Source organism: Mycolicibacterium arenosum, assembly GCF_024320865.1.
GTDB lineage: Bacteria > Actinomycetota > Actinomycetes > Mycobacteriales > Mycobacteriaceae > Mycobacterium > Mycobacterium arenosum.
In genome coordinates, this window is record NZ_JANDBD010000012.1 from 31668 (window position 1) to 55104 (window position 23437).

24 protein-coding genes are annotated in these 23437 nt (G+C 69.5%); 12 read left to right on the top strand and 12 right to left on the bottom strand.

Features of this window, described 5'->3' with window-relative positions; genetic code table 11:
- Window position 1: 1 nt before the first annotated feature.
- Window positions 2-1186, bottom strand: a complete 1185-nt coding sequence (hsaA, locus tag NM203_RS25550; RefSeq protein WP_255063408.1) for a 3-hydroxy-9,10-secoandrosta-1,3,5(10)-triene-9,17-dione monooxygenase oxygenase subunit — start codon at window positions 1184-1186, stop codon at window positions 2-4.
- A gap of 169 nt (window positions 1187-1355) precedes the next feature.
- Between hsaA and NM203_RS25555 the strand changes: the two genes are divergently transcribed.
- The gene (locus NM203_RS25555; RefSeq protein ID WP_255063409.1) at window positions 1356-2414 is read left to right on the top strand and encodes a ferredoxin--NADP reductase; all 1059 of its coding nucleotides are present in this window, start codon (window positions 1356-1358) and stop codon (window positions 2412-2414) included.
- Window positions 2415-2456: 42 nt separating this feature from the next.
- Window positions 2457-2996: a hypothetical protein gene (locus NM203_RS25560; protein ID WP_255063410.1), complete on the top strand. Its 540-nt coding sequence runs from the start codon at window positions 2457-2459 to the stop codon at window positions 2994-2996.
- A gap of 14 nt (window positions 2997-3010) precedes the next feature.
- On the opposite strand, the gene NM203_RS25565 is transcribed toward NM203_RS25560, so the two are convergent.
- Window positions 3011-5173, bottom strand: a complete 2163-nt coding sequence (locus tag NM203_RS25565; protein WP_255063411.1) for an acyl-CoA dehydrogenase family protein — start codon at window positions 5171-5173, stop codon at window positions 3011-3013.
- Window positions 5174-5370: 197 nt separating this feature from the next.
- Between NM203_RS25565 and kstR the strand changes: the two genes are divergently transcribed.
- Genes kstR through NM203_RS25580 form a run of 3 tightly spaced genes read left to right on the top strand, consistent with a single transcriptional unit; the run spans window position 5371 to window position 7742 of the window.
- On the top strand, window positions 5371-6057 hold the full coding sequence (gene kstR, locus NM203_RS25570; RefSeq protein ID WP_255063412.1) for a cholesterol catabolism transcriptional regulator KstR: 687 nt from the start codon (window positions 5371-5373) through the stop codon (window positions 6055-6057).
- Between the two features lie 3 nt (window positions 6058-6060).
- Window positions 6061-6804, top strand: coding sequence for a trehalose-phosphatase (otsB, locus tag NM203_RS25575; RefSeq protein ID WP_255063413.1), 744 nt, complete (start codon window positions 6061-6063; stop codon window positions 6802-6804).
- A gap of 11 nt (window positions 6805-6815) precedes the next feature.
- A complete protein-coding gene (locus NM203_RS25580) occupies window positions 6816-7742 on the top strand; it encodes a phosphotransferase (protein ID WP_303625198.1) in 927 nt (308 codons plus the stop codon).
- Here the strand turns inward: NM203_RS25580 and NM203_RS25585 are convergent.
- From NM203_RS25585 to NM203_RS25605, 5 genes are read right to left on the bottom strand one after another with little or no spacing between them, the layout of a single operon-like run.
- Window positions 7739-8839 carry an Rv3575c family transcriptional regulator gene (locus tag NM203_RS25585; protein WP_255063415.1) on the bottom strand — a complete coding sequence of 367 codons (1101 nt, stop codon included), beginning with the start codon at window positions 8837-8839 and terminating at the stop codon, window positions 7739-7741. The genes NM203_RS25580 and NM203_RS25585 overlap by 4 nt on opposite strands.
- Before the next feature lie 11 nt (window positions 8840-8850).
- A complete protein-coding gene (locus NM203_RS25590; protein WP_255063416.1) occupies window positions 8851-9741 on the bottom strand; it encodes a metal ABC transporter permease in 891 nt (296 codons plus the stop codon).
- Window positions 9741-10547, bottom strand: a complete 807-nt coding sequence (locus NM203_RS25595) for a metal ABC transporter ATP-binding protein (RefSeq protein ID WP_255063417.1) — start codon at window positions 10545-10547, stop codon at window positions 9741-9743. Before NM203_RS25595 ends, NM203_RS25590 begins: the two co-directional genes overlap by 1 nt.
- Window positions 10534-11502, bottom strand: coding sequence for a metal ABC transporter solute-binding protein, Zn/Mn family (locus NM203_RS25600; protein ID WP_255063418.1), 969 nt, complete (start codon window positions 11500-11502; stop codon window positions 10534-10536). Before NM203_RS25600 ends, NM203_RS25595 begins: the two co-directional genes overlap by 14 nt.
- 48 nt (window positions 11503-11550) lie before the next feature.
- On the bottom strand, window positions 11551-12363 hold the full coding sequence (locus NM203_RS25605) for a sulfurtransferase (protein WP_255063419.1): 813 nt from the start codon (window positions 12361-12363) through the stop codon (window positions 11551-11553).
- Window positions 12364-12382: 19 nt separating this feature from the next.
- Between NM203_RS25605 and bluB the strand changes: the two genes are divergently transcribed.
- Window positions 12383-13045, top strand: a complete 663-nt coding sequence (bluB, locus tag NM203_RS25610; protein ID WP_303625199.1) for a 5,6-dimethylbenzimidazole synthase — start codon at window positions 12383-12385, stop codon at window positions 13043-13045.
- A gap of 10 nt (window positions 13046-13055) precedes the next feature.
- Window positions 13056-13832, top strand: coding sequence for a LamB/YcsF family protein (locus NM203_RS25615; RefSeq protein WP_408633411.1), 777 nt, complete (start codon window positions 13056-13058; stop codon window positions 13830-13832).
- Here NM203_RS25615 and NM203_RS25620 read toward each other — a convergent pair.
- Entirely contained in the window at window positions 13825-14160 is a 336-nt protein-coding gene (locus NM203_RS25620) for an ACP S-malonyltransferase (protein WP_255063421.1), read from the bottom strand. The genes NM203_RS25615 and NM203_RS25620 overlap by 8 nt on opposite strands.
- 84 nt (window positions 14161-14244) lie before the next feature.
- Between NM203_RS25620 and NM203_RS25625 the strand changes: the two genes are divergently transcribed.
- From NM203_RS25625 to NM203_RS25635, 3 genes are read left to right on the top strand one after another with little or no spacing between them, the layout of a single operon-like run.
- Window positions 14245-15168, top strand: a complete 924-nt coding sequence (locus NM203_RS25625; RefSeq protein WP_255063422.1) for an MBL fold metallo-hydrolase — start codon at window positions 14245-14247, stop codon at window positions 15166-15168.
- Window positions 15165-16403, top strand: coding sequence for an SLC13 family permease (locus NM203_RS25630; RefSeq protein WP_255063592.1), 1239 nt, complete (start codon window positions 15165-15167; stop codon window positions 16401-16403). Before NM203_RS25625 ends, NM203_RS25630 begins: the two co-directional genes overlap by 4 nt.
- Window positions 16400-17626, top strand: a complete 1227-nt coding sequence (locus NM203_RS25635; protein WP_255063423.1) for an MFS transporter — start codon at window positions 16400-16402, stop codon at window positions 17624-17626. The genes NM203_RS25630 and NM203_RS25635 overlap by 4 nt, the downstream gene beginning before the upstream one ends.
- Before the next feature lie 24 nt (window positions 17627-17650).
- Here NM203_RS25635 and rlmB read toward each other — a convergent pair whose 3' ends face one another.
- The 4 genes from rlmB to carD are packed head-to-tail and all read right to left on the bottom strand — an operon-like array spanning window position 17651 to window position 21029.
- A complete protein-coding gene (rlmB, locus tag NM203_RS25640; protein ID WP_255063424.1) occupies window positions 17651-18592 on the bottom strand; it encodes a 23S rRNA (guanosine(2251)-2'-O)-methyltransferase RlmB in 942 nt (313 codons plus the stop codon).
- Window positions 18592-20010 (bottom strand): cysteine--tRNA ligase, encoded by a 1419-nt coding sequence (gene cysS / locus NM203_RS25645; protein WP_255063425.1) that lies wholly within the window; start codon window positions 20008-20010, stop codon window positions 18592-18594. The genes rlmB and cysS overlap by 1 nt, the downstream gene beginning before the upstream one ends.
- Window positions 20011-20051: 41 nt before the next feature.
- Complete coding sequence (ispF, locus tag NM203_RS25650) at window positions 20052-20528, bottom strand: 2-C-methyl-D-erythritol 2,4-cyclodiphosphate synthase (protein WP_255063426.1); 477 nt, start codon at window positions 20526-20528, stop codon at window positions 20052-20054.
- A 12-nt stretch (window positions 20529-20540) separates the two neighbouring features.
- Window positions 20541-21029 (bottom strand): RNA polymerase-binding transcription factor CarD, encoded by a 489-nt coding sequence (carD, locus tag NM203_RS25655; protein WP_255063427.1) that lies wholly within the window; start codon window positions 21027-21029, stop codon window positions 20541-20543.
- Window positions 21030-21371: 342 nt separating this feature from the next.
- Between carD and NM203_RS25660 the strand changes: the two genes are divergently transcribed.
- Window positions 21372-21962, top strand: a complete 591-nt coding sequence (locus tag NM203_RS25660) for a copper chaperone PCu(A)C domain-containing protein (protein ID WP_255063428.1) — start codon at window positions 21372-21374, stop codon at window positions 21960-21962.
- A 70-nt stretch (window positions 21963-22032) separates the two neighbouring features.
- Window positions 22033-23421 (top strand): DNA repair protein RadA, encoded by a 1389-nt coding sequence (radA, locus tag NM203_RS25665; RefSeq protein WP_255063429.1) that lies wholly within the window; start codon window positions 22033-22035, stop codon window positions 23419-23421.
- Window positions 23422-23437 lie beyond the last annotated feature (16 nt).

Consider the following 23437-nt stretch of genomic DNA (forward strand, 5'->3'; position numbering starts at 1 on the left):
GTTAAACCATGGTGTCGGCAGGCGGCAGACCGAACGCCTCGTTGCCGAAGATCATGTACGCCCGCTCGGGCTCGTTGGCGGCGTGCACTCGACCGGCGTGCGCGTCGCGCCAGAAACGCTGCACGGGCTTGTCGAGTTCGAGCGCAGTGGCACCGGACGCCTCGAAGAGCAGGTCGATCGACGAGATCGCCCTCGCCGTGGCGCGGACCTGGTCGCGACGGGCACGCGCGCGAAGCTCGAACGGAATCTCCTTGCCGGCCTTCAGCAGTGCGTACTCCTCACCGACGTTGCCGATGAGCTGACGCCAGCCCGCGTCGATATCGCTGGCGGCCTCGGCGATCCGGACCTTGGCGAACGGGTCGTCCTTCGACTTCTCGCCGGCGAACGCCGCGCGCACGCGCTTGCCCTGATGCTCGACGTGGGCGTCGTACGCGCCGTAGGCCATCCCCACGATCGGGGCCGTGATGGTCGTGGGATGCATGGTGCCCCAGGGCATCTTGTACACCGGAGCGGTGTTGTTCTGCAGGCCACCCGCGGTGCGGTCGTTCATCGACTTGTACGACAGGAACCGGTGCCGCGGCACGAACACGTCCTTGACGACGACGGTGTTGGAGCCGGTGGCCTTCAGGCCGACCACGTGCCAGACGTCGTCGATCCGGTACTCGCTGCGGGGGATCAGGAAGCTGCCGAAGTCGACGGGCTTGCCGTCCTTGATCACCGGGCCGCCGAGGAACGCCCACGTGGCATGGCCCGATCCCGAGGACCACTGCCACGCACCGCTGACCAGGTAGCCGCCGTCGACCACGACGCCCGCACCCATCGGGGCGTACGACGACGAGATGCGGACCGACGCGTTGTCGCCCCAGACCTCGTCCTGCGCCTGCTGATCGAAGAGGGCGAGGTGCCAGTTGTGCACGCCGATGATCGAGCTGACCCAGCCGGTCGAGCCGCACGCGCTGCCGAGGCGGCGGACCGCTTCGTAGAAGAGCGTCGGATCACTCTCGAGGCCACCCCACTGCGACGGTTGCAGCAGCTTGAAGAAGCCCACCTCGTCGAGCTCGTCGATGGTGTCGTCCGGGATCTGCCGGAGATCCTCGGCCTGCTGCGCCCGCTTGCTGATGCGCGGCAACAAATCGTCGATGCCGTCTAGGACCGACTGGGCATCGCGTTGTTCAATGGTGGTCATTCAATGCCTCCAGGAGTGCGGGGCTGACGAAGCTGAAGCTACCCAGAGATTAGAACACGTTACGATTTAAGTCGAGTAAGGCATTCCTACGGTCCCTAGACCTGCAGAAGCGCAGTTTTGTAACATGTTCTAGTTCTGGCTGGGAAACGAACCCTGGAGGAGACGCAGCGTGACGGACGAGCCGCTCGGCAGCCATGTGCTCGAGCTCGAGCTGGCGGACGTCGTCGAGGAGACCGCCGACGCGCGCTCACTGGTCTTTCGAGTACCGGATGGCGTCGAGGTCTCCCCCGACAAGCTGGGGTACCGGCCGGGGCAGTTCCTCACGCTTCGGGTGCCCAGCGACCGCACCGGGTCGGTCGCGCGCTGCTACTCGCTGTGCAGCTCCCCGCACACCGACGACCGGCTGACCGTCACGGTGAAGCGGACCGACGGCGGCTACGCGTCGCACTGGCTCTGCGACAACGCGCACGTCGGTATGAAGATGCACGTCCTGGCCCCATCGGGAACGTTCACGCCGGCGAATCTCGACACCGACTTCCTGCTGCTCGCGGCGGGCAGCGGCATCACGCCGATGATGGCGATCTGCAAGTCCGCGCTCTCAGAGGGCGCCGGCCAGGTGACCCTGGTCTACGCCAACCGCGACGAGACGTCGGTGATCTTCGCGGCCGCACTGCGCGAGCTCGCCGCCAAGTACCCCGACCGGCTGACCGTCGTGCACTGGCTGGAGTCGGTGCAGGGGTTGCCGAGCGCCGTCGCGCTCACCGGGCTCATCGGTCCCTACACCGGCCGGGAGGCGTTCATCTGCGGACCGGGCCCGTTCATGGCGGCCGCCGAAGAGGCGCTCACGACCGCCGGTGCCGCACGGGAAAGCATTCACATCGAGGTGTTCAAGTCGCTGGAGTCGGATCCGTTCGCGGCCGTCGTAATCGCCGAGGACGACAGCGACGAGGGGCCCGCGACCGCCGTGGTGATGCTGGACGGCGAAACCCACGAAGTGCGCTGGCCGCGCTCCGCCAAGCTGCTCGACGTGCTGCTGGACAAGGGGCTCGACGCACCGTTCTCGTGCCGTGAGGGGCACTGCGGCGCGTGCGCGGTGTTGAAGACGTCGGGCGACGTCGACATGCACGTCAACGACGTGCTGGAGCAGTCCGATCTGGACGAGGGCCTCATCCTGGCGTGCCAGGCGCACCCGTTGTCGGATTCGGTTGAAGTCACCTACGACGAGTAGCGGCCGGGCTAACCTGAGCCGCGCCACTGAGAGGACAGCACGATGACACGGTTTGCCGGAATCGCCGCAGCGCTCTCGGCGACGCTGCTGGTGCTCGCGCTCGTCACGCCCATGTCGGTGGCGTCGGCGGCGGAGAACACCATGACGAAGTCGATTCCGGTCGACGGTGTCACCCAGTTGGAGATCCACACCACCGCCAACTGCGTTCCCAACGACCAGTGCTACTTCACGGCCCGGTCGAATCTCCTGACTCCGCAGGGGCCGACCGGATTCCCGCCGCAGTTCTACGCGCGACAGAACGTCACCGTTCGCTCCTCGGACCGGATGTCCTACATGGAGTCCGATTTCAACGCGCCGAACACGCGGGAGTTCAAGTCGATCACCGACAACGAGTTCTCCACCGTCTACTTCGACGGCGGCCCGCCCGAGAAGTTCACCGTGCACGGCAACACCAAGACGCTGGACTGGTCGACCGGGCAGTTGAAGCAGGACGCCGACTACATCGTCTGCTCCTACATCCAGGTCGTGTACGCGGGAGTGAACCTCACGTCGCCCACCGCCTGCGCCCGCACGACGTACTAGGAACCCCGCGAGCGTCAGCGAGGCAGGCCCAGCAGTCGCTCGCCCGCCAGCGTCAGCAGGATCTGCTCCGTGCCGCCCGCGATCGACAGGCAGCGGGTGTTGAGGAAGTACCGCACGTCGGGCGAGTCGACGATGCCCGCGCCGTCCTGGCTGTCCATGATGGCCTCGGCGAGGTTCTGCCGGTAGCGCACGCCGATGAGCTTGCGCACGCTCGACGGCGCACCCGGATCATGGCCGCCCACAGCCATTTTCGCGATCAGCTGGTCGAGGAGCGCGCCCACCTGAGCGGCCACGATCAACACGCCGAGTCGGTCGGCATCGGCGGGATCGATGTCGTCGGTACCGAGCACCTCGAGCAGGTGCTCCATCCCCTTGTCCAGCGCGCCGCCGGTGGCGATCGCGACGCGCTCGTTGGCCAGCGTCGTGCGCGCCAGTGCCCAGCCTCCGTCGACGGGGCCGACGACCATCTCGTCGGGCACGAACAGGTCGTCGAAGAACACCTCGTTGAACAGTGCCTCACCGGTGATCTCGCGTAGCGGGCGGATGTCGATGCCCGCCGACTTCATGTCGACCAGGAAGTACGTGATGCCCTTGTGCTTCGGCGCGTCCGGGTTCGTGCGCGCCAGGCAGATCCCCCAGTCGGCGCGGTGCGCATTCGACGTCCACACCTTCTGCCCGGTCAGCTTCCAGCCGCCGTCGGTGCGAACGGCCTTGGTGCGCAACGCCGCCAGGTCGGAACCCGCACCGGGCTCACTGAAGAGTTGGCACCAGTAGACGTCGCCGTTGAGCGTGCCGGGGATGAATCGCTCGATCTGCTCCGGTGTGCCGTGCCCGAGAATCGTCGGCGCCGCCCACCAGCCGATCGAGATGTCGGGCCGCACCACCTTCGCGGCCTCGAGTTCCTGGTCGATCACCAACTGCTCCGCAGGCGACGCCCCACGGCCGTACGGCTTCGGCCAGTGCGGCGCCATCAGTCCGGTCTCGGCGAGCGCGGCCTGCCGCTTCTCCTCGGGCAGCGCGGCGATGTCGACGACCGTGGCCGCGATCTCGGCCCGGATGTCCTCGCCCTCGGTGACGTCGACGAACAACTGACGACGCACGCCCGACCGGGTCAGCTGCGCGCTGCGGCGCAGCCAGAACGACTTCCCGCCCAGGAACTGCGCGTTGGCGTACGCGCGCCGCATGTAGAGGTGCGCGTCGTGCTCCCATGTGATGCCGATGCCGCCGAGCACCTGAATGCAGTCCCGCGCGTTCACCTTCTCCGCCTCGATGCCGACGGCCGAGGCGACGGCCACGGCGATGGCCAGCTGCGCCGGATCGGGATCGCCGACCGCGCTCGCGGCATCGGCGGCGGCGACGGAGATCTGCTGCGAGCGCAATAGCATCTCGGCGCACATGTGCTTGACGGCCTGGAAGCTTCCGATCGGCTTGCCGAACTGCTCGCGGACCTTCGCGTACTCGGCTGCGGTGTCGAGCATCCAGCGGGCGAGCCCGGCCGCCTCGGCGGCCAGCACGGTCGCCGTCAGATCCACCATGCGCTCGGCGGACGCGTCGAGCACCGTCGCCGTCGCGGAGTCCAGGCGGACTCGCGCCAGCGGTCGCGAGAAGTCGGTTGCCGCAAGCGGTTCGACGGTGACGCCGTCCGTCGTGGCGTCAACCACGATCCACTGTTCTCCGGCGGGCAGCAGCAGCACCGAGTCTACGAGCCCCCCGAGCACGTACTCGGCCGTGCCGGAGGCCGTGCAGCCCCCCCCGGTCGCTTCGCTCCCGCCCGCCGTGTTCCCGTCGAGCACGATGTCCGACCGCAGCGCCACACCGGCGGTGCGCGTGCCCGCCGCGAGCGCGTCCAGCAGGTTCGCGTCGGTGACGACCAGGGTGGCCAGCGCGGTCGGCGCCACGGGTCCGGGCACCAACGCGGCTGCGGCCTCGTCGACCATCGCGCACAGATCCTCGACCGTTCCACCCGCGCCGCCCAGATCCTCGGGGATCGCGACGCCGAAGATCCCCAGCTGCGCCAGACCGTCGTACGGCGCGCGCCACGCGTCGGGCGTGCCCTGCTCGATGGCCCGCACCGCCTGGATCGATGCCGAGGACGCCGCCCAGTCGCGCACCATGTCGCGCGCAGCAAATTGATCGTCGGTACCGGGAATGGACACTGCAACGGCAGACTGAGCCATCTTCGGCCTCCTAGCCTTGGGTGAGAAGACGATGCTTCCCACTAGAACGTGTTCTAATGGTGACAGCGATCGAACGTCAAGTCGACCGCCGTTCGACCAGGACACGCGGGTGTCTCGGGGGCACGGAGGTGGGAGAACATGAAGCGCGATGCGTATCGTTTTCACCCCGTGCGCAAAGAGAAAGTGGGGTCAGGGGCATGTCCGGATCATCGATCCCATCAGCTACAAACCCGGGTTCGGGGTCCGATTCGACCGCCGGCCCTCGTCGGGTGATGAACGTGGCCGTTCTCGCCGAGTCCGAACTCGGATCCGAAGCCCAGCGCGAACGCCGTAAGCGCATCCTCGATGCCACCCTCGCGATCGCGTCGAAGGGCGGCTACGAAGCGGTGCAGATGCGCGCCGTCGCCGAACGCGCCGACGTCGCCGTCGGCACCCTGTACAGGTACTTTCCGTCGAAGGTGCACCTTCTGGTCTCGGCCCTGGGCCGCGAGTTCGAGCGCATCGACGCCAAGACCGATCGCGCGTCGCTTGCGGGCGGGACCCCGTATCAGCGCCTCAACATGATGGTCGGCAGGCTGAACCGCGCGATGCAGCGCAACCCGCTGCTCACCGAGGCCATGACGCGCGCGTTCGTCTTCGCCGACGCGTCCGCCGCGGGTGAGGTTGATCACGTCGGCAAACTCATGGACTCGATGTTCGCGCGCGCGATGAGCGAGGGCGAGCCGACCGAGGACCAGTACCACATCGCTCGGGTGATCTCCGACGTCTGGCTGTCCAATCTGCTGGCCTGGCTGACGCGACGCGCGTCGGCCACCGACGTCAGCAAACGACTCGACCTCGCCATGCGGCTGCTCATCGGGGACGGCGAGCACCCTAAGATCTAGGGGGTGCTTCCCCCCGAACTGACCGACGCGCTCGACGCTGCCGCGGGGAGTCCGCGCCTGCTTCTCACCTCCGACTTCGACGGCACACTCGCGCCCATCGTCGGGAACCCCGCTGACGCGCGCCCGCTGCCCGCGGCGGCCGATGCGCTGAGCGCGCTCGCCGACGTTCCCGACACCACCGTCGCGCTGATCTCCGGGCGCGCGCTGGCGGTGCTGCGCGAGCTGTCCGGCGCCCCGCCGACCGTGCATCTCGTGGGTAGCCACGGCGCGGAGTTCGACACCGGCTTCACCCACCCGATCGACGGAGACCTGTTGGCGCGCATCATCGCCGAGCTGCGATCGATCGCCGAGGGGCGGCCCGGAGTCGCGGTCGAGACCAAGCCCGCCAGCGTCGCACTACACGTGCGCAACGCGTCGGCAGCTGACGGCGAAGCGGCGTTGGCGGCAGCCGAGGTGGCATCGCAGCACTGGGGCGCCCACGCGACCGCAGGCAAGGCCGTCCTGGAATTCGCGGTGCTGCGGACCGACAAGGGCGAGGCCGTCGACATCCTCCGCGAGCAGTGCGACGCAACCGCGGTGGTGTTCCTCGGCGACGACGTCACAGACGAGAAGGCGTTCCGGCGGATGCGCGCGGCCGACGTCGGCGTGAAGGTCGGGCCGGGAGACACGCTCGCGCGGTACCGCGTCGACACCCCCGACGACGTCGCCGAGACGATCGCCTATCTGCTGGCCGCACGCAGGTGCTGACCCCCGGCGAGATGACCGCCCGCACCGGACGCGCGGTGGCGGCCGCCCGTGCCGCCGGGACGGCTCTCGGAGTTCGCGTCGACGAACCCCGCGTGCTCTACGACGTCTTCTCCGTCATCGTGCACCTCGCGCCGTCGCCGGTGGTGGTGCGGGTGCCGACCGTGTTGCCGCCGTCGCGAATCGGAGACCCCGAAGCCCAGGCCGCCCAGCAGCGACGCGAACTCGCCGTCACCGGATGGCTCGCGGACCGCGGCCATCCCGTCGTGCCGCCGAGCGCATTGGTTCCCCCGGAACCCGTGCTGCGAGAGGGCTTCTCGATGACTTTCTGGCAGCTCGTCGATGTCCTCGACACCCCACCGGACCTCGAGACCCGCGTCGCGCAGACGACGCGGCTGCACGCGGCGCTGCGCGACTACCCGACTTCCAGTGGCGAGCTCTCGTTCTGGGCACCGTACGGCACCTACATCCCCGAGGGACTGATCGCACTGGAGGACATGCCCGACGTGCTCGACCGCGCTGATCTTCAACGGGCTCAACGGGAATGGTCGATCATTGCTCCGGTGCTCACGTCGCAGTCCGCGTTCGAGGCCGCGTTCCCCGGCGTCCCGATACAGCCGATTCACGGAGATGCGCCCTACCACAACATGATCACGACTCCAGCCGGTGAGCTGTGGTCGGATTTCGAACTCGTCACGCTCGGCGCCGTCGAATCCGATCTCGCGATGGTGGGGCGCGACGCCCTGCGGGCGTACGACGATGCCGCGCGGAATCTCGGGGTGCGCACGCTCAACCCCGACGTCCTTCGCATCACCGACGCTGCGGCGAACCTCGCGGTGGTGTCGTGCCTGGCGATGGCGCCCCAGCTGCCGATGCTGGTCGGCGGCGTCGCCCCCGCGCTCGACGCGTGGCGGGCCACACCAGAGCTCACCTCGCTCTAGGCGGGCGGACCCGATGTCCTGCCGCGGACCACCTCCGTGGCGAGAACGTCGACGACGGGCAGCCCCGATCGCGGCGGATCGTGCAGGAGTCGCCCTGCGCGCCTGCCCTTCTCGACGCTGGACTGCGTCACGGTGGTCAGACCGCGGGCCAGCGCCTCGGGCACCCCGTCGAAACCCGTCACCGTCATCTGGCCGGGCACGTAAATGCCGTGCGCACGTAGGTGATCCATCGCGGAGAGCGCGAGAACGTCTGCCGTGCACATGATCGCGGTTACCTGCGGCTGCGCCGCGAGTGCCACCTCGACGGCCGAGCCGCCCGATGACGGCAGGTGTTCGTAGCTCTCCACCACGGTGAGGGCGTCCGAGTCGAGCCCCGCGGCCCGCATCGCGTCGAGCACCCCGCCGATCCGCTCACGCTGAACGTGGAAGTGGGGGGACTGCAGTCGGTCCGCCTTCGCGACGGCGGGGGCGGTCGACTCGTAGGGCCAGTCCCGGCCCAGCCGCATGGTCAGCAGCGCAATCCGCCGATGCCCCAGACCCACAACGTGTTCCGCCATCGCCCGCATGGCGGCACGGTCGTCGATGCAGACCCGAGAGGCACCCGGCACGTCCATCGGCTGGTCGACGACGACCGTCGGCAGGCCGCGCTGCTGGATCACGTTCAAATAGGGATCGTCGTCGGATGCCGAGTAGACGACGAAGCCGTCGACACCGGCGGCCAGGACGGCGGCGGTGCCGTCCTCGACGGAACGGCTGGGCCCGACGGCGATGAGCAGCAGGCCCTGCCCCGCCTCCTCACACGATTCGGCCAGTCCCGTCACGAAGCCGAGCGCCGCCGGATCGTTGAAGGAGTAATTCAACGGTTCGGTGATCATCAGTCCGACGGCGCCGGCCCTGCGGGTGCGCAGCGACCGGGCGACGGGATCCGGCCCCGGATAGCCCATGTCCCTGGCTGCGGCCAGCACGCGCTCGCGCAACTCGGTCGAGAGTTGGTCGGGCCGGTTGTAGGCGTTGGAGATCGTGGTCCGCGACACATTCAGCTCGGCGGCCAACGACGCCAAGGTCGCGCGACGGCGTGGCGCTGGACCTCGGGACATGCCTCATGAGGCTAGCGGATGAGCTCCTGTGCGCCGTGTTCCTGCGGCGCGGCTCTGCGATCGGTGCCCGTGCGCTGCGCGATCGACCACACCACCAGCCAGACCAGCGACACGATGGTCACGATCACGAAGCTCGGCGGCACGTTGAACATCGCCGACACCGCGAGTCCGAGCCAGACACCCGCCACGGCCAACACCGTCGACGCGGCCATCGCCGCCGCCGGTCGCGCCGTCAGCATGATCGCCGTCGCCGCGGGTGTCACCACCAACGCGAACAGCAGCAGCGTGCCGACGGCCTGGACCGCCATCGTCACCGACAAGCCCAACAGCGCCATGAAGACCACCGACAGCGCCCGCACCGGGACACCCTTGGCCTCGGCCACCTCCGCGTTGACCGAAGCGAACAGCAGCGGCCGGTAGATCACCGCCACGACGACGGCCAGCACCGCGAGCGCCACCGCGAACGTGACCAGCTGCTCGTGGGTGACGGCGAGCAGGTTGCCGAACAGGACGTTGGTGACCGTGCTACTGCTCCTGGTGGCAAGGGAACTGAAGAACAGCCCCAGCCCGGTCGCCGCGGCCAGCACCGTTCCGGTCGCCACTTCTCGTTCCTCGGCGCGCTTTCCGAGCGCCCCGATCACCAGCGCACCGCCCACGCAGAAGACGGCCAAGCCGACCGTGACCGGAAGGCCCACCAGCACCGCGCCGGTGGCACCGGGAAAGCCGATGTGCGCCAACGCGTGTGCGGCGAACGCACTGTTGCGCACGACGATGAAGTAGCCGATCAACCCAGCCGCCAACGCCACCAGCGTGCCGCCGATCAGAGCGTTGCGCATGAACGACGACGTCAGGATCTGCAGCCAGTTGTCCTGGTAGCCGAGGGCGAGCACGGTCGGGTGCATCAGACGCTCCGCATGTAGAGGTCGCCCTGCGGGGTGTGTACGACTTGGATTGACGTTCCGTACAGGTGGCTGAGCAGATCCTCGTCGACCACCTCGTCCATGGTGTCGAAGTGCGCGTGGCCGTCCAGCAGGTAGATCGCACCGTCGAGAATTCCGAGCAGCGGGTTCAGGTCGTGCGCCACGACCACGATCGTCACGCCGAAGTCGTCGCGAATTCGGGCGAGCAGCTTGACGATGTCGCGCTGGTTGCGAACGTCCAACGCGGTCAACGGTTCGTCGAGGATGAGCAGCTGGGGCCGCCCGACCAGAGCCTCCGCGATGGCAATGCGCTGCCGCTGCCCGCCGGACAGCTGGGAGAGCCGTTGGTGGGCGAACTCGAGCGCGTCGGTCGCGCGCAGAATCTCGTCGATGCGGGTGCGCTGTTCGCCGGTCGCCCTGCCGAAACCCCAGCGGTTGCCGGTCAATCCGAGCTGCACGGCGTCGGACGCGCGAATCGCATTGCCGGCCGCAGCCGCGTAGTTCTGCGGCACGTACCCGATCGAGCCGGTGGCGGCGCCCGGCGACTTCCCCAGCACGCGCAGCTCGCCCGACGCGACCGGGATCATGCCGAGCACCGCGTGCAGCAGCGTGGTCTTACCCGAGCCGCTCGACCCGATGACGGCGACGATTCCACCGGCGGGTACGTCGAACGTGCCCTCCGACCAGATCAGCTTGCCGCCGCGGACGACGCTGACGTCCTCGAACGACAGGGCCGATTCCCGGGTCGCTGCGCTCCTGCCCTCCTGCGCGGAATCAGGCTGGGACACCGAGCGCCTTGGCGAGGGAAGTGAGTTGGTCCACCTGCCAAGCCTCGAACGAATCCGTCCCCGGCGCCACCGTTTCGGTGACTTCGACCACCGGAACACCCGCGGACTCGGCGGCGCTGCGGATCTGGTCCGGCACCGAACCCTGCGTCTGCGAGTTGAAGATCAGCACGTCGACCCCCTTGTCACGGAGCAGGCCGAGCAACGCGTCGAGATCGGCCGGCGACGGATCGGATTCGTTGCGCGCCGCGGCCTGATAGCCCGCGGGCGTCTTGTTCTGCAGTCCGACGGCCGCGGCCATGTCGTCGAACACCGACTCCGTCGCGGCGTAGGTCTTGCCGGTTGCGGACGCCCTTATCTTCGCAATCGAGTCCTGGTACGGCTTGAGGTCCTCGCCGAAGGCGGCACGCCGCTGCGCGAAGTAGTCCCTCGCGGACGGTGAGAGCGTGGTCAGTTCGGCCGTCACGGCGTCGGCGACGGCGGTGACGGTGGCCGGGCGGTACCAGACGTGCGGGTTGCCCTCGTCGTGCTCGTGGCCCTCCTCGTCGTGGCCCTCGTGCTCCTCGTGGCCGGGATCGCCGATGGCGACGGCGTCGATCACCGGGGCGTTCGGGGCGGAACCGGCGGCCAGCTTCGCCGCCCACTCGTCGTAGTGGCCCCCGTTGACGACCACGAGTTGCGCGCCCTCGAACTTGGCGGCGTCGGCGGGCGACGGCTCGTAGTCGTGCGGATCGACCGACGAACTCGCCAGCAGTGTCGTCACGTTCGCGCAGGCGCCACCCAGCTCGGACACGATGTCGCCCCACTGGTCGACGCTGACCACCACCTCGACGGGCGACGTGGGGCACGGCGGCGCGTCGCTCGGCGGTGCACTCGCCTCGTCGGCCCCGCCCGCGCACCCGGCGAGCACGAGGGGAGCGACGAGGAGCAGGGCGGCGTAGCGGCGCGCGAGAGGCATGCCGATAACGATAACCGTTTCCATTAAGTGACGGAAATCGGACCCGGCTCACTCGCCGGTGGCCACCGGGCGACCGGGTTCGGCGGACCACTGCGACCACGAACCGGGGAACAGTGCCACGGGTCTGTCCGCCGCCGCGAAGGCCGCCACCACCACGGCCGCGGTCACGCCGGACCCGCAGTACGCGCCGGTGGCCTCACCCTCCGGGGCCGAACCGAACGTGCCGTCGGCGGCGAGCAGCGACGTGCTCGGCACGTTGATCGCGCCCGGCACGTGGCCGGCCACCGGGTCGACGGGTTCGACCTCGCCGCGGAATCGCTCGGGGGCGCGCGCGTCGATCAGGCGGGCGCCGAGGGTCGATGCCTCGTCGGCGGTCAGCGTCGGCAGCCCACCGTGGTAGAGGTCGTCGTACCCGACCGTGACATCACCGCATTCGACCACCGCCGTGCCGGTTTCGAGGTCACCGCCCGCGGCCATCCACGCCGCCAAGCCGCCGTCGAGGATCCGTACGCCGTCGATCCCGGCGGCGGTCAGCACCCACCACGCGCGTGCCGACCCGGCCCGGTTCCAGTCGTCGTAGACCACGACGGGAACACCCTCCCGCACGCCCCAACGCCGCGCCGCCGCCTGCACCGACGGGCCCGAGGGCAGCGGATGCCTGCCGCGCCCCGGCACCGCGTGATCGCTGAGTTCGTCCTCCAGCGACACGTACACCGCGCCGGGCACGTGACCGGACTCGTAGGCGCCGCGACCGTCCGGCGCCGCGAGCTGCCAGCGCACGTCCAGCACGGTGACGGGCAGCCGGTCGGCGAGCAGCCCGCGCAGCTCGGTGGCGGTGATCAGGACGTCGTCTCGGCTCACACCGACGATGCTGCCACCTATGCTGTCCGGCGTGACGGACGAGTCGTTCAGCGATGCCGAGCGGCGCGCCGTGTACCGGGCCATCGCGGAGCGCCGCGACATGCGCGAGTTCGTGCCGGGCGCAACCGTTCCCGACGACGTGCTGGCCCGCTTGCTCGCGGCCGCCCACGCAGCACCCAGCGTCGGCCTGATGCAGCCGTGGCGGTTCATCCGCATCACCGACGCCGAACTCCGTCGAAGCATCCACGCACTGGTCGACGACGAGCGCAGGAACACCGCGGAGGCGCTCGGCGAACGCTCCGACGAGTTCCTCGCCCTGAAGGTGGAGGGCGTCCTCGACTGCGCCGAACTGTTCGTCGTCGCGCTCGGTGACGATCGGTCGCGGCACGTGTTCGGCCGCCGCACGATGCCCTCGATGGACCTGGCGTCGGTGTCCTGCGCCATTCAGAACCTGTGGCTTGCCGCACGCGCCGAGGGACTCGGCCTCGGGTGGGTGTCGCTGTTCGACCCGCATGCGCTCGCCGAACTGCTGCGGCTGCCGGGCGACGCCGAGCCCGTCGCCGTGCTGTGCCTCGGACCGGTGCCGGGCTTTCCCGACCGGCCCGTGCTGGAGCTCGAACGGTGGGCGGTCGGCCGCCCGCTCGCGGAGTTCGTATCGGAGAACGCGTGGACCGGTCCGTAGGGTGAGCGTCGTGGCTTCAGTTGGTCTCACCGCGGAAATCGACTTGAACGCCGATCTCGGTGAGGGTTTCGGCGTGTGGCGCCTCGGCGACGACGACGCCATGCTCGACGTGGTCACCAGCGCCAACGTCGCGTGCGGCTTCCACGCCGGCGATCCCGCCGGCCTCGCGAGGATCTGCCGCGCCGCCGCCGTGCGAGGCGTGCGCATCGGCGCCCAGGTGGGCTACCGCGACCTCGCCGGGTTCGGCCGCCGCTTCATCGACGTCACAGCGGAGGACCTCGAGGCAGACGTCGTTTACCAGATCGGCGCGCTGCAGGCGCTCGCGCACGCCGCGGGGACCGCCGTCTCCTACGTCAAACCCCATGGCGCGCTGTACAACACGATCGTCGACCACACCGAGCAGGCCGGCGCCGTCGCCGCCGCGGTGCACGCCGTCGACTCGGCCCTGCCCGTCCTCGGCCTGGCCGGGTCGGCGTTCTTCGCCGCCGCGACCGGACTGGGCCTGCGCACGGTGCCCGAGGCGTTCGCCGACCGCGCGTACACCCCCGACGGCACGCTGGTGGCACGCCGTGAGCCAGACGCGGTACTGAACGACGCCGACGTGATCGCCGAGCGGGTGGTGGCGATGGTCACGACGGGGCGGGTCACCGCCTCCGACGGAACGGACCTCGTCATCTCGGCGGAATCGGTGTGCGTGCACGGCGATTCGCCGGGCGCGGTGGCGATCGCCGAGGCCGTGCGCGACGCGCTGACCGCCAGCGGCGTCATACTGCGCGCCTTCACATAGCGCAGCCGCGCCGCAGGCACTGCGACCAGTGCCTGCTGAGCGCGTCGATCTGCTCGGCGGGGAAGTCGACCCAGGCCCGACGCTCCCCCGCGGTGATCTCGAGATCTCCGGGGCCCGCCGCGAACCGCGCGGCATCGGACAGGCTCGAGAAGCAGATGTGCGCGACCCCGGCTTCGCCGCCCTGGCAGGAGAACTCGGTGGTCAGCCCATGCGCCCACAGCGCCTCGAGGAGGTCGCGGATACCCTCGTCGACCTGCACGCCGATCGAGGTGTGCACCTGACGGTGCGTGGGTACATATCGCATCGCCGATTCGGCTGGAGCGCGCACGGAGGCCACCTTAACCATAATGGTAATCGTTTTCAAAAGAGCGACACCCAGATTCCTGCCAGCGGCCGGCTCTAGGGTGTCGGCATGCGGCTGAAGCTCGGGCGGCCGAACCTCGCCGACTACACCGAGTTCTTCAACGAGCCACCCGCCGCAGCTGATTCCCCGGTCACCGTCACGTGGGCCGGCGTCACGACCCTGCTGCTCGACGACGGCGCGACGGCCCTGATGACCGACGGCTTCTTCTCGCGGCCGTCGCTCCTCGAGGTCGGCACCCGACGACTCACGCCGTCGCAGCAGCGCATCGACAACGCGCTGGCCCGCCTCGGCGTCGCCCGGTTGGACGCGGTGCTTCCCGTGCACACCCACTTCGACCACGCGATGGACTCGGCCGTCGTCGCCGAGAAGACCGGCGCGACGCTGATGGGCGGCACGTCGGCGGTGAACATCGGCCGCGGCGCGGGCCTGCCCGAGGACCGCCTGATCGTTGCGACCCCCGGCGTCCCGATCCCCTTCGGCTCGACGTGGGCGGTGACCCTCGTCGTCGGCGACCACTGCCCCCCGGACAGATTCCCCGGTTCGATCAGCGCACCCGTCATCCCGCCGGTCAAGGCCGCCGCCTACCGGTGCGGCGAATCCTGGTCGACGCTGGTGCACCACCTCCCGACCGGTCGCAGCGCGCTCATCGTCGGCAGCGCGGGCTTCGTTCCCGGCGCGCTGCGCGGTCACCACGCCGACGTGGTGTACCTCGGCGTCGGCCAACTCGGCCTGCAGCCCGAGCGCTACCTCGTCGACTACTGGACCGAGACCGTACGCACCGTCGGGGCGCGCCGGGTGACGCTCATCCACTGGGACGATTTCTTCCGGCCGCTCGACGCTCCGCTGCGGGCGCTGCCCTACGCCGGCGACGACCTCGACGTCACGATGCGGGTACTCACCCGGCTCGCACTCGAAGACGCTGTGCCACTGCACTTTCCGTCGCTCTGGCAACGCAGCGACCCGTGGAGCTGACGCTCGCACTCGGCTCGCTGGCCGTGGTGCTGCTGTTCGCAATGGTCCGCCCGCGCGGGTGGCCGGAAGCCGTCGTCGCGGTCCCCGCGGCAGCCCTGCTGATCGCCACGGGTGTCGTCACGTGGGAGGCGGCGCGCGCCGAGATCGTCGAACTGCTGCCGGTCGTCGGTTTCCTCGCCGCGGTGCTGGTGCTCGCCAAGCTGTGCGACGACGAGGGCCTGTTCCACGCCGCGGGCATCGCCATGGCACGCCGTAGCCGGGGCAACCCCCGCACCCTGCTGATCGCCGTGTTCGTCATCGCGGCGGGAACGACGGCGGTGCTGAGCCTCGACGCCACGGTCGTGCTGCTGACGCCGGTGGTGCTGGCGACGGCCCGCACACTGCAGGCGCCCGCCCGACCGCACGCCTACGCCACGGCCCACCTGGCCAACACGGCGTCGCTACTGCTTCCGGTGTCCAACCTCACCAACCTGCTGGCCTTCGGTGCCGCCGGAATCAGCTTCCTGCACTTCACCTCACTGATGGCCGCCCCGTGGATACTGGCCATCGCGGCCGAATTCGTGTTGCTGCGCTTACTGTTCCGGCGCGAACTGGCCGTGCGGCCCGCGACCACGGAGGTGCCGCCGCCCGCCGAGATCCCGGTCTTCGTGCTCATCGTGCTGGCGCTGACACTCGTCGGCTTCGTGGTCGCGTCGGGCGTGGGCGTGGCACCGGCGTGGGCCGCGCTGGCGGGTGTCGTCGTCCTCGGCTGGCACGGCCTGGCGCGCAGCCGGACGTCGATCGCCGGCATCGTCCACGCGGCCAACCTCCCGTTCCTCGCCTTCGTACTGTGCCTCGGCGTGGTCGTCACCGGAGTCACCGACAACGGGCTCGGCGACGCGATGCGGGGCATGCTGCCGTCGGGCACCGGTTTCGTTGCGCTGCTCGGCATCGCCGTCATCGCGGCACTGCTGGCCAACGTCGTGAACAACCTGCCCGCGGTGCTGGTGCTGCTGCCGCTGGTGTCGGGTGCCGGCCCCGCCGCCGTGCTCGCGGTCCTGATCGGCGTCAACGTCGGACCGAATCTGACCTATCCGGGATCACTGTCGAACCTGCTGTGGCGCAACGTGATACGACGAGAGCGCCTGGACAGCGGGTTCGTCGAGTTCAGTCGCATCGGGCTACTGACGACACCCGTCACGCTGGTGGTCGCGGTGTGCGGGCTCTGGCTGGCGATCCAGGTCGTCGGCACATGACGAGCAGACAGTCGCTGCGCGGACTCGACGGGTTGAACTTCTTCCTCGCCGACGTCCGGGACGGCCTCGGGCCCTACCTGGCGATCTACCTGCTCGCCGTCCGTGGTCCGACACACGGCTGGGACGAGGCCACGATCGGCACGGTCATCACCGTCGCAGGCATCGTCGGACTGCTGTCGCAGACACCTGCGGGCGCGCTCATCGACAGGGTGCGCAACCGCAGGGCCATCATCGTGATCGCCGCCCTGCTCGTCACGATCAGCAGCGTCGCACTGCCCTTCGCCGACGGCTTCGCGCTGGTGACGATCACCCAGGCCGTGGCATCGGTGGCCGGAGCGGTGTTCGGCCCCGCCATCGCGGCCATCACACTCGGACTCGTCGGGCCTCGGATGTTCGCGCCGCGGATCGGACGCAACGAGGCGTTCAACCACGCGGGCAACGCCGCCGCCGCGGGGCTGGCGGCGGCGCTCGCCTGGTTGCTGGGGCCGGTCGTCGTCTTCTGGTTGATGGGCGTGCTCGCGGTGCTCAGCATCGTTGCGACGCTTCGTATCCGCCCTGCGGAGATCGACGAGGAGATGGCCCGCGGCCTCGCCGACGGCGCATCCGATGACGCGCCCGCAAGCGTCTGGTCCGTGCTACTGACCAACCGGGCACTGCTGACGTTCGCGGTCATCGCGTTCGCCTTTCACCTCGCCAACGCTGCGATGCTGACGTCGGTGAGCCAGTTGCTCACCCGCCTCGAGGGCAAGGACAACGCCACCACACTGGTTGCGGGTTGCGTGTTGGCCGCCCAGCTGGTGATGATCCCCGTCGCGGTGCTGGCGGGCCGCACCGCGGATCGATGGGGTCGAAAGCCGCTGTTCCTCATCGCCTTCGGCGTGCTGGCTGCGCGCGGCGTGCTCTACACGGTGTCCGACGACAGCGTCTGGCTGCTGGCCGTGCAGGCGCTCGACGGCGTCGGCGCGGGCATCTTCGGCGCGCTGTTCCCGATCGTGATCGCCGACCTGACGCGCGGCACCGGGCGCTTCAACGTGGCCCAGGGGGCCGTGTCGACGGCGCAGGGGCTGGGGGCGTCACTGTCGGCGGCGCTGGCGGGCACCATCATCGTGGCGGGTGGCTACACGCTGGCGTTCTGGACGCTCGCGGCGATCGCCGCCGTCGGCTTCGTCCTGTACGCGGCGCTCATGCCCGAGACGAAACCGGCTGCGTTGATCGCGAATTGAGCGTCGAGCAGACAGTCGCCGCGATCAGCTGCGGCGCTGGCGGGCGATCTCGGCGAGCACCACGCCCGCGGCCACCGATGCGTTGAGCGACTCAGTCGGGCCCGCCATCGGGATCGACACGATGGCATCGCAGTTCTCCCGCACCAGGCGCGACAGGCCCTTGCCCTCCGAGCCGACCACGACGACGGTCGGGCCCGTCGCGTCGAGTTCGTCGAGTTCGGTGTCGCCACCCGCGTCGAGGCCCACGATCTGCAGCCCCGCGTCGGACCAGCTCTTGAGAGTCCGGTTCAGGTTCGTCGCGCGCGCCACCCGCAGCCGGGCTGCAGCGCCCGCGCTGGTCCGCCACGCGACGGCCGTCACCGACGCCGACCGCCGTTGCGGAATCAGCACGCCGTGCCCGCCGAAGGCCGCGACTGACCGCACGATGGCGCCGAGGTTGCGCGGGTCGGAGATGTTGTCGAGGGCCACCAGCAGCGCGGGCGTGGCATCCGTCGTCGCCGCCTTCAGCATGTCGTCGGGGTGCTGGTAGTCGTACGGCGGCACCTGCAGCGCGATTCCCTGATGCAGTCCGTTGGTGGACAGCCGATCCAGGTCGTGGCGCTGCACCTCCATGATCGGGATGCCGGAATCGGCTGCGCGCTGGACGGATTCGGTGAGCCGCTCGTCGGACTCGGCGCCCAGCATCACGTAGAGGGCGGATGCGGGAACACCGGCGCGCAGACACTCGACGACGGGGTTGCGGCCGAGCACCAACTCGTTCTCGTCGGTCTTCTTGTGCCTACCCTGATCGCGCCGGGCGGTCTTGGCGGCCCGCTTGCCCGCCGGGTGATGCGGCCGTTCGTGGGCGGGCGGGGTGGCACCCCGGCCCTCGAGGCCCCGGCGGCGGACTCCGCCGGACCCCACGGTCGGGCCCTTCTTGGTGCCCTCCTTGCGAACCGCTCCGCGCCGCTTCGAATTACCCGCCATCACTTGCCGTCCACATCCAGCAGCGACCACTGGGGGCCGTCCGCGGTATCGGTGACCTCGATGCCCGCGGCCTTCAGCCGGTCGCGGATCTCGTCGGCCTGCGCCCAGTTCTTCTGCTCACGCGCGTCGGCGCGCTGCACCAGCGCCCACTGCACCAGCTCGTCGACCGCGGCGAGCGCGGCGGTCGTCTCGTCCCGCGACTCCCACCGCTCGTCGAGCGGATCGCAGCCCAGAATGCCCATCATCGACCGGATCGCCTGCGCCTGCGCCATCGCGGCCGCGTGGTCGCCCGCGTCGAGCGCACGGTTGCCCTCGGCTCGCGCGGCGTGCACCTCGGCAAGGGCCATCGGCACCGCCAGGTCGTCGTCGAGCGCCGCGCCGAACTTCTCGGTCCACGTGCCGGGCACCACCACGCCGACGCGGCTGCGGACGCGATGGAGGAAGTCCTCGATGCCGGTGTACGCCTTGGCCGCGTCCTGTAGCGCGTTCTCGGAGAACTCGAGCATGGACCGGTAGTGCGCGCTGCCCAGGTAGTAGCGCAGCTCGGCGGCCCGAACCCGTTGCAGCACAGCCGGAATCGCCAGCACGTTACCCAGGGACTTGCTCATCTTCTCGCCGCCCATGGTGACCCAGCCGTTGTGCAGCCAGTACTGGGCGAACCCGTCACCGGCCGCGCAGGCCTGCGCGATCTCGTTCTCGTGGTGCGGGAACACCAGATCCATCCCGCCCGCGTGGATGTCGAAGGCCGCACCGAGGTAGGCCTCGCACATCGCGACGCACTCGGTGTGCCAGCCCGGTCTGCCGCGGCCCCAGGGGGTCGGCCAGGACGGCTCGCCCGGCTTGGCGCCCTTCCAGAGCGTGAAATCGCGCTCGTCGCGCTTGCCGGTCGCGACACCCTCACCCTGGTGCACGTCGTCGATGCGATGACCCGACAGCCGCCCGTACTCGGGGAAGCTCAACACGTTGAAGTAGACGTCGCCGCCGCTGGCGTACGCGTGGCCGGAGTCGATGAGCCGCTCGATGAGCTCGACCATCTGCGTGATGTGCCCGGTGGCGCGCGGCTCGGCCGACGGCGGAAGCACGCCGAGAGCGTCGTAGGCGGAGCTGAACGCCCGCTCGAAGGTGGCCGCCCACTCCCACCACGGTCTGCCGGCGTCGGCGGCCTTGGTGAGGATCTTGTCGTCGATGTCGGTGACGTTGCGGATGAACGCGACGTCGTACCCCTTGGCGGTCAACCAGCGGCGCAGCACGTCGAACGCGACGCCGCTGCGGACGTGCCCGATGTGGGGCAGGCCCTGCACGGTGGCGCCACACAGGTAGATGGATACGTGGCCGTCGCGCAGAGGGGTGAACTCGCGCACGGCACCGGTCATGGTGTCGTGCAATCTGAGGCCATTCAGCTGGCCGCTCTCGGTCACGACGGGCCAGCTTACCGGCCTGTTTCCCGCTTGTTCGACAGTCACTCCTCTAGACCGACGACGAGGACCGTCGCCATGGCGGCCAACCCTTCGCCGCGGCCCGTCAGGCCGAGCCCGTCGGTGGTCGTCGCCGACACCGACACCGGTGCACCGACGAGCTCCGAAAGCACCCGCTGCGCTTCCTCGCGCCGCGGACCCACCTTGGGCCGATTGCCGATCACCTGAACCGCCGCGTTCCCTACTCGGAACCCGGCCTCGATGACCAGCCCGTGGACGTGCCGCAACATGTCGGCGCCGCTCACTCCGCGCCACTGCGGCTTGTCGGTGCCGAACACGGAGCCCAGATCACCGAGGCCGGCCGCGCTGAGCAGCGCGTCGCACAGGGCGTGCGCCGCCACGTCACCGTCCGAGTGTCCGGCGCAGCCATCGGCGTCGTCGAACAGCAGGCACAGCAACCAGCAGGGCCTACCGGCCTCGATGGGATGGACGTCGGTCCCCAGACCGACGCGGGGTGTCATGCGCGAAACGCGTCAGGACGCGGCAGCGAGCGCCTCGTCGAGAATGATCATCGCCTTCTCGTCATCGGTGTTCTCCGCCAACGCGAGCTCACCGACGAGGATCTGCCGAGCCTTGGCCAGCATGCGCTTCTCGCCCGCGGACAGGCCCCGCTCCTGGTCACGACGCCACAGGTCGCGAACGACCTCGGCGACCTTGTTCACGTCACCGGACGCCAGCTTCTCGAGGTTCGCCTTGTAGCGGCGCGACCAGTTCGTCGGCTCCTCGGTGTGCGGGGCGCGCAGCACCTGGAACACCTTGTCGAGACCCTCTTGACCGACCACGTCACGAACACCGACGTACTCCGCGTTGTCTGCGGGAACTCGAACGGTGAGATCACCCTGCGCGACCTTCAAGACGAGGTATTCCCTCTGCTCGCCCTTGATGGTGCGGGTTTCGATCGCCTCGATCAGCGCTGCGCCGTGATGTGGATAGACAACCGTGTCTCCGACCTTGAAAATCATCAGTTTCGAGCCCCTTTCACACCCCAATGTTAGCACGCGACTTGGACACACGTGGAACAACGATGCAGGTCAGGGGCACCATGGGTGAAGGATAGGGGTTGACATGGTGACTAATCCGTGCCTGGAGTACGGAAATCCCGAGGCCTCCGGCAACTCCCGTCGACCGCCTCGGGAGGGTCCAGCGAAGGCCCGGCTGGCCACCGTCAGAACGGGATTCGGCCACGTTGGCGACCTCCGCTACCGCACCCAACCGCTACCTACTACTCTGCATAGTCGAAACCGGGAACGCCTGTTCGCGGTCGCCCGTGTGTGTCGATTCGGACAGCCGATCAGGAGGCTCCAGTGCACCCCTTCAGAGCACGCACATCGATCGCGTCCGCCGCACTGGCGGGAGGCGCGCTGGCCGCGGCGCTGACGCTGTCCGGCTGCGGCGCCGGCCAGGTGTCCCAGATGGCCACCCAGGCCGCCGCGGTCAACGGCAGCGCCGCCGACATCGGCGACATCAACCTGCGGAACGTGCACCTGCGCGCCGTGCAGGAATCCGACTACATCCGGCCGGGCAGTGATGTCGAGCTGTTGTTCGTCGCCGCTAACGGCTCGGACGCCAACGGCGACCGGCTGGTGTCGATCACATCGGAGGTCGGCACGGTCGCGCTCACCGGCGACACCGAGATCAAGCCGGGCAAGTCGCTGGTGGTCGGCACACCCGACCTTCAGCCCAGCCCGCTCGACGCGACCGCGGGCGACGAGACGGCCGAGGCCAAGGTGACCATCACCGAGGACATCAGCAACGGACTCACCTACCCCTTCACCTTCACCTTCGAGAAGGCCGGCGAACAGGTCGTCCAGGTGCCGATCTCCGCGGGCGAATCACCTCGCCGCGAGGCCGAGGGTGCGTCCAGCGGTGGCGGAGAGCATTCCGGCGGCCACTAGCGCGTCGCAGCGCGCGAGCCTCTCAGCGCGGCTCCGCCGCAGTGTCTGCCGCGGGGGCTAACGTCGGTTCGTGGCTAGAGCAGGCTCGAAAGCGCGTTCGCAGTACCGGTGCTCGGAGTGCCACCACATCGCCGCCAAGTGGGTGGGCCGCTGTCCCGACTGCGGCACCTGGGGCACGGTCGACGAGGTCGCGTCGGTCAGCGCGCTCGGCGGCACGGCGGGTACCCGAGCCGTGGCGCCGTCGTCGGCCGCGGTTCCGCTCAGCTCCATCGATCCCGGCAGCACCCGTCACTTCCCCACCGGGATCGAGGAACTCGATCGCGTCCTCGGCGGCGGGGTCGTTCCCGGCTCGGTGACGCTGCTCGCGGGAGATCCCGGTGTCGGCAAGTCCACTTTGCTCCTCGAGGTCGCGCACCGCTGGGCCTCCGCGGGCCGCCGCGCGCTGTACCTCTCCGGCGAGGAGTCGGCCGGCCAGATCCGGCTGCGCGCCGAGCGCACGGGCTGCACCCACGACGAGGTGTTCCTGGCCGCCGAATCCGATCTGTCGACCGCGCTCGGCCACATCGAGGCCGTCCAGCCGTCGCTCGTCGTCGTCGACTCGGTGCAGACCATGTCCACCACGGAGGTCGACGGCGTCACCGGCGGCGTCACGCAGGTGCGTGCGGTCACGACGGCGCTGACCATGGCGGCCAAGACGTCCGGCATCGCGATGCTGCTCGTCGGTCACGTGACGAAGGACGGCGCCATCGCGGGTCCCCGCTCGCTGGAACACCTCGTCGACGTGGTGCTGCACTTCGAGGGTGACAGGGCGACGCCGCTGCGCATGGTGCGCGGTGTCAAGAACCGGTTCGGCGCCGCCGACGAGGTGGGCTGTTTTCAATTGCACGAGAACGGAATAGAGTGCGTCGCCGATCCGTCGGGACTGTTCCGCGACCAGCGCCCGGCACCGGTCGCGGGGACCGCGGTGACGGTGACACTGGACGGTAAGCGGCCGCTTATCGGCGAGGTGCAGGCCCTGGTGGCCGACTCGTCGGCGGGCATCCCGCGGCGGGCCACCAGTGGCATCGACTCGTCACGCGCCGCGATGATCCTGGCCGTGCTGGAGAAGCGCGCCGGACTCCCGCTGGGCAAACACGACGTCTACCTGTCCACGGTCGGCGGCATGCGGCTGTCCGACCCGTCCTCGGACCTCGCTCTCGCCGCCGCCATCGCATCGGGGGCGCTGGACGTGCCCATGCTCCCCGACGCCGTGTTCATCGGCGAGGTGGGCCTCGCGGGCGATATCCGCCGGGTCACGGGTACCGACCGCAGACTGGCCGAAGCCGCCCGGCTGGGCTTCCGCATAGCAATGGTGCCGCCCGGCGTCACCGGAGCACCCGCGAGCCTCCGCATCATCGAAATCGCCGATATCGCCCGGTTGTTGCAAGGGGTGAATCGAATCGCTCACAATGGCGGCTGACATCGGGTTCGGCGGG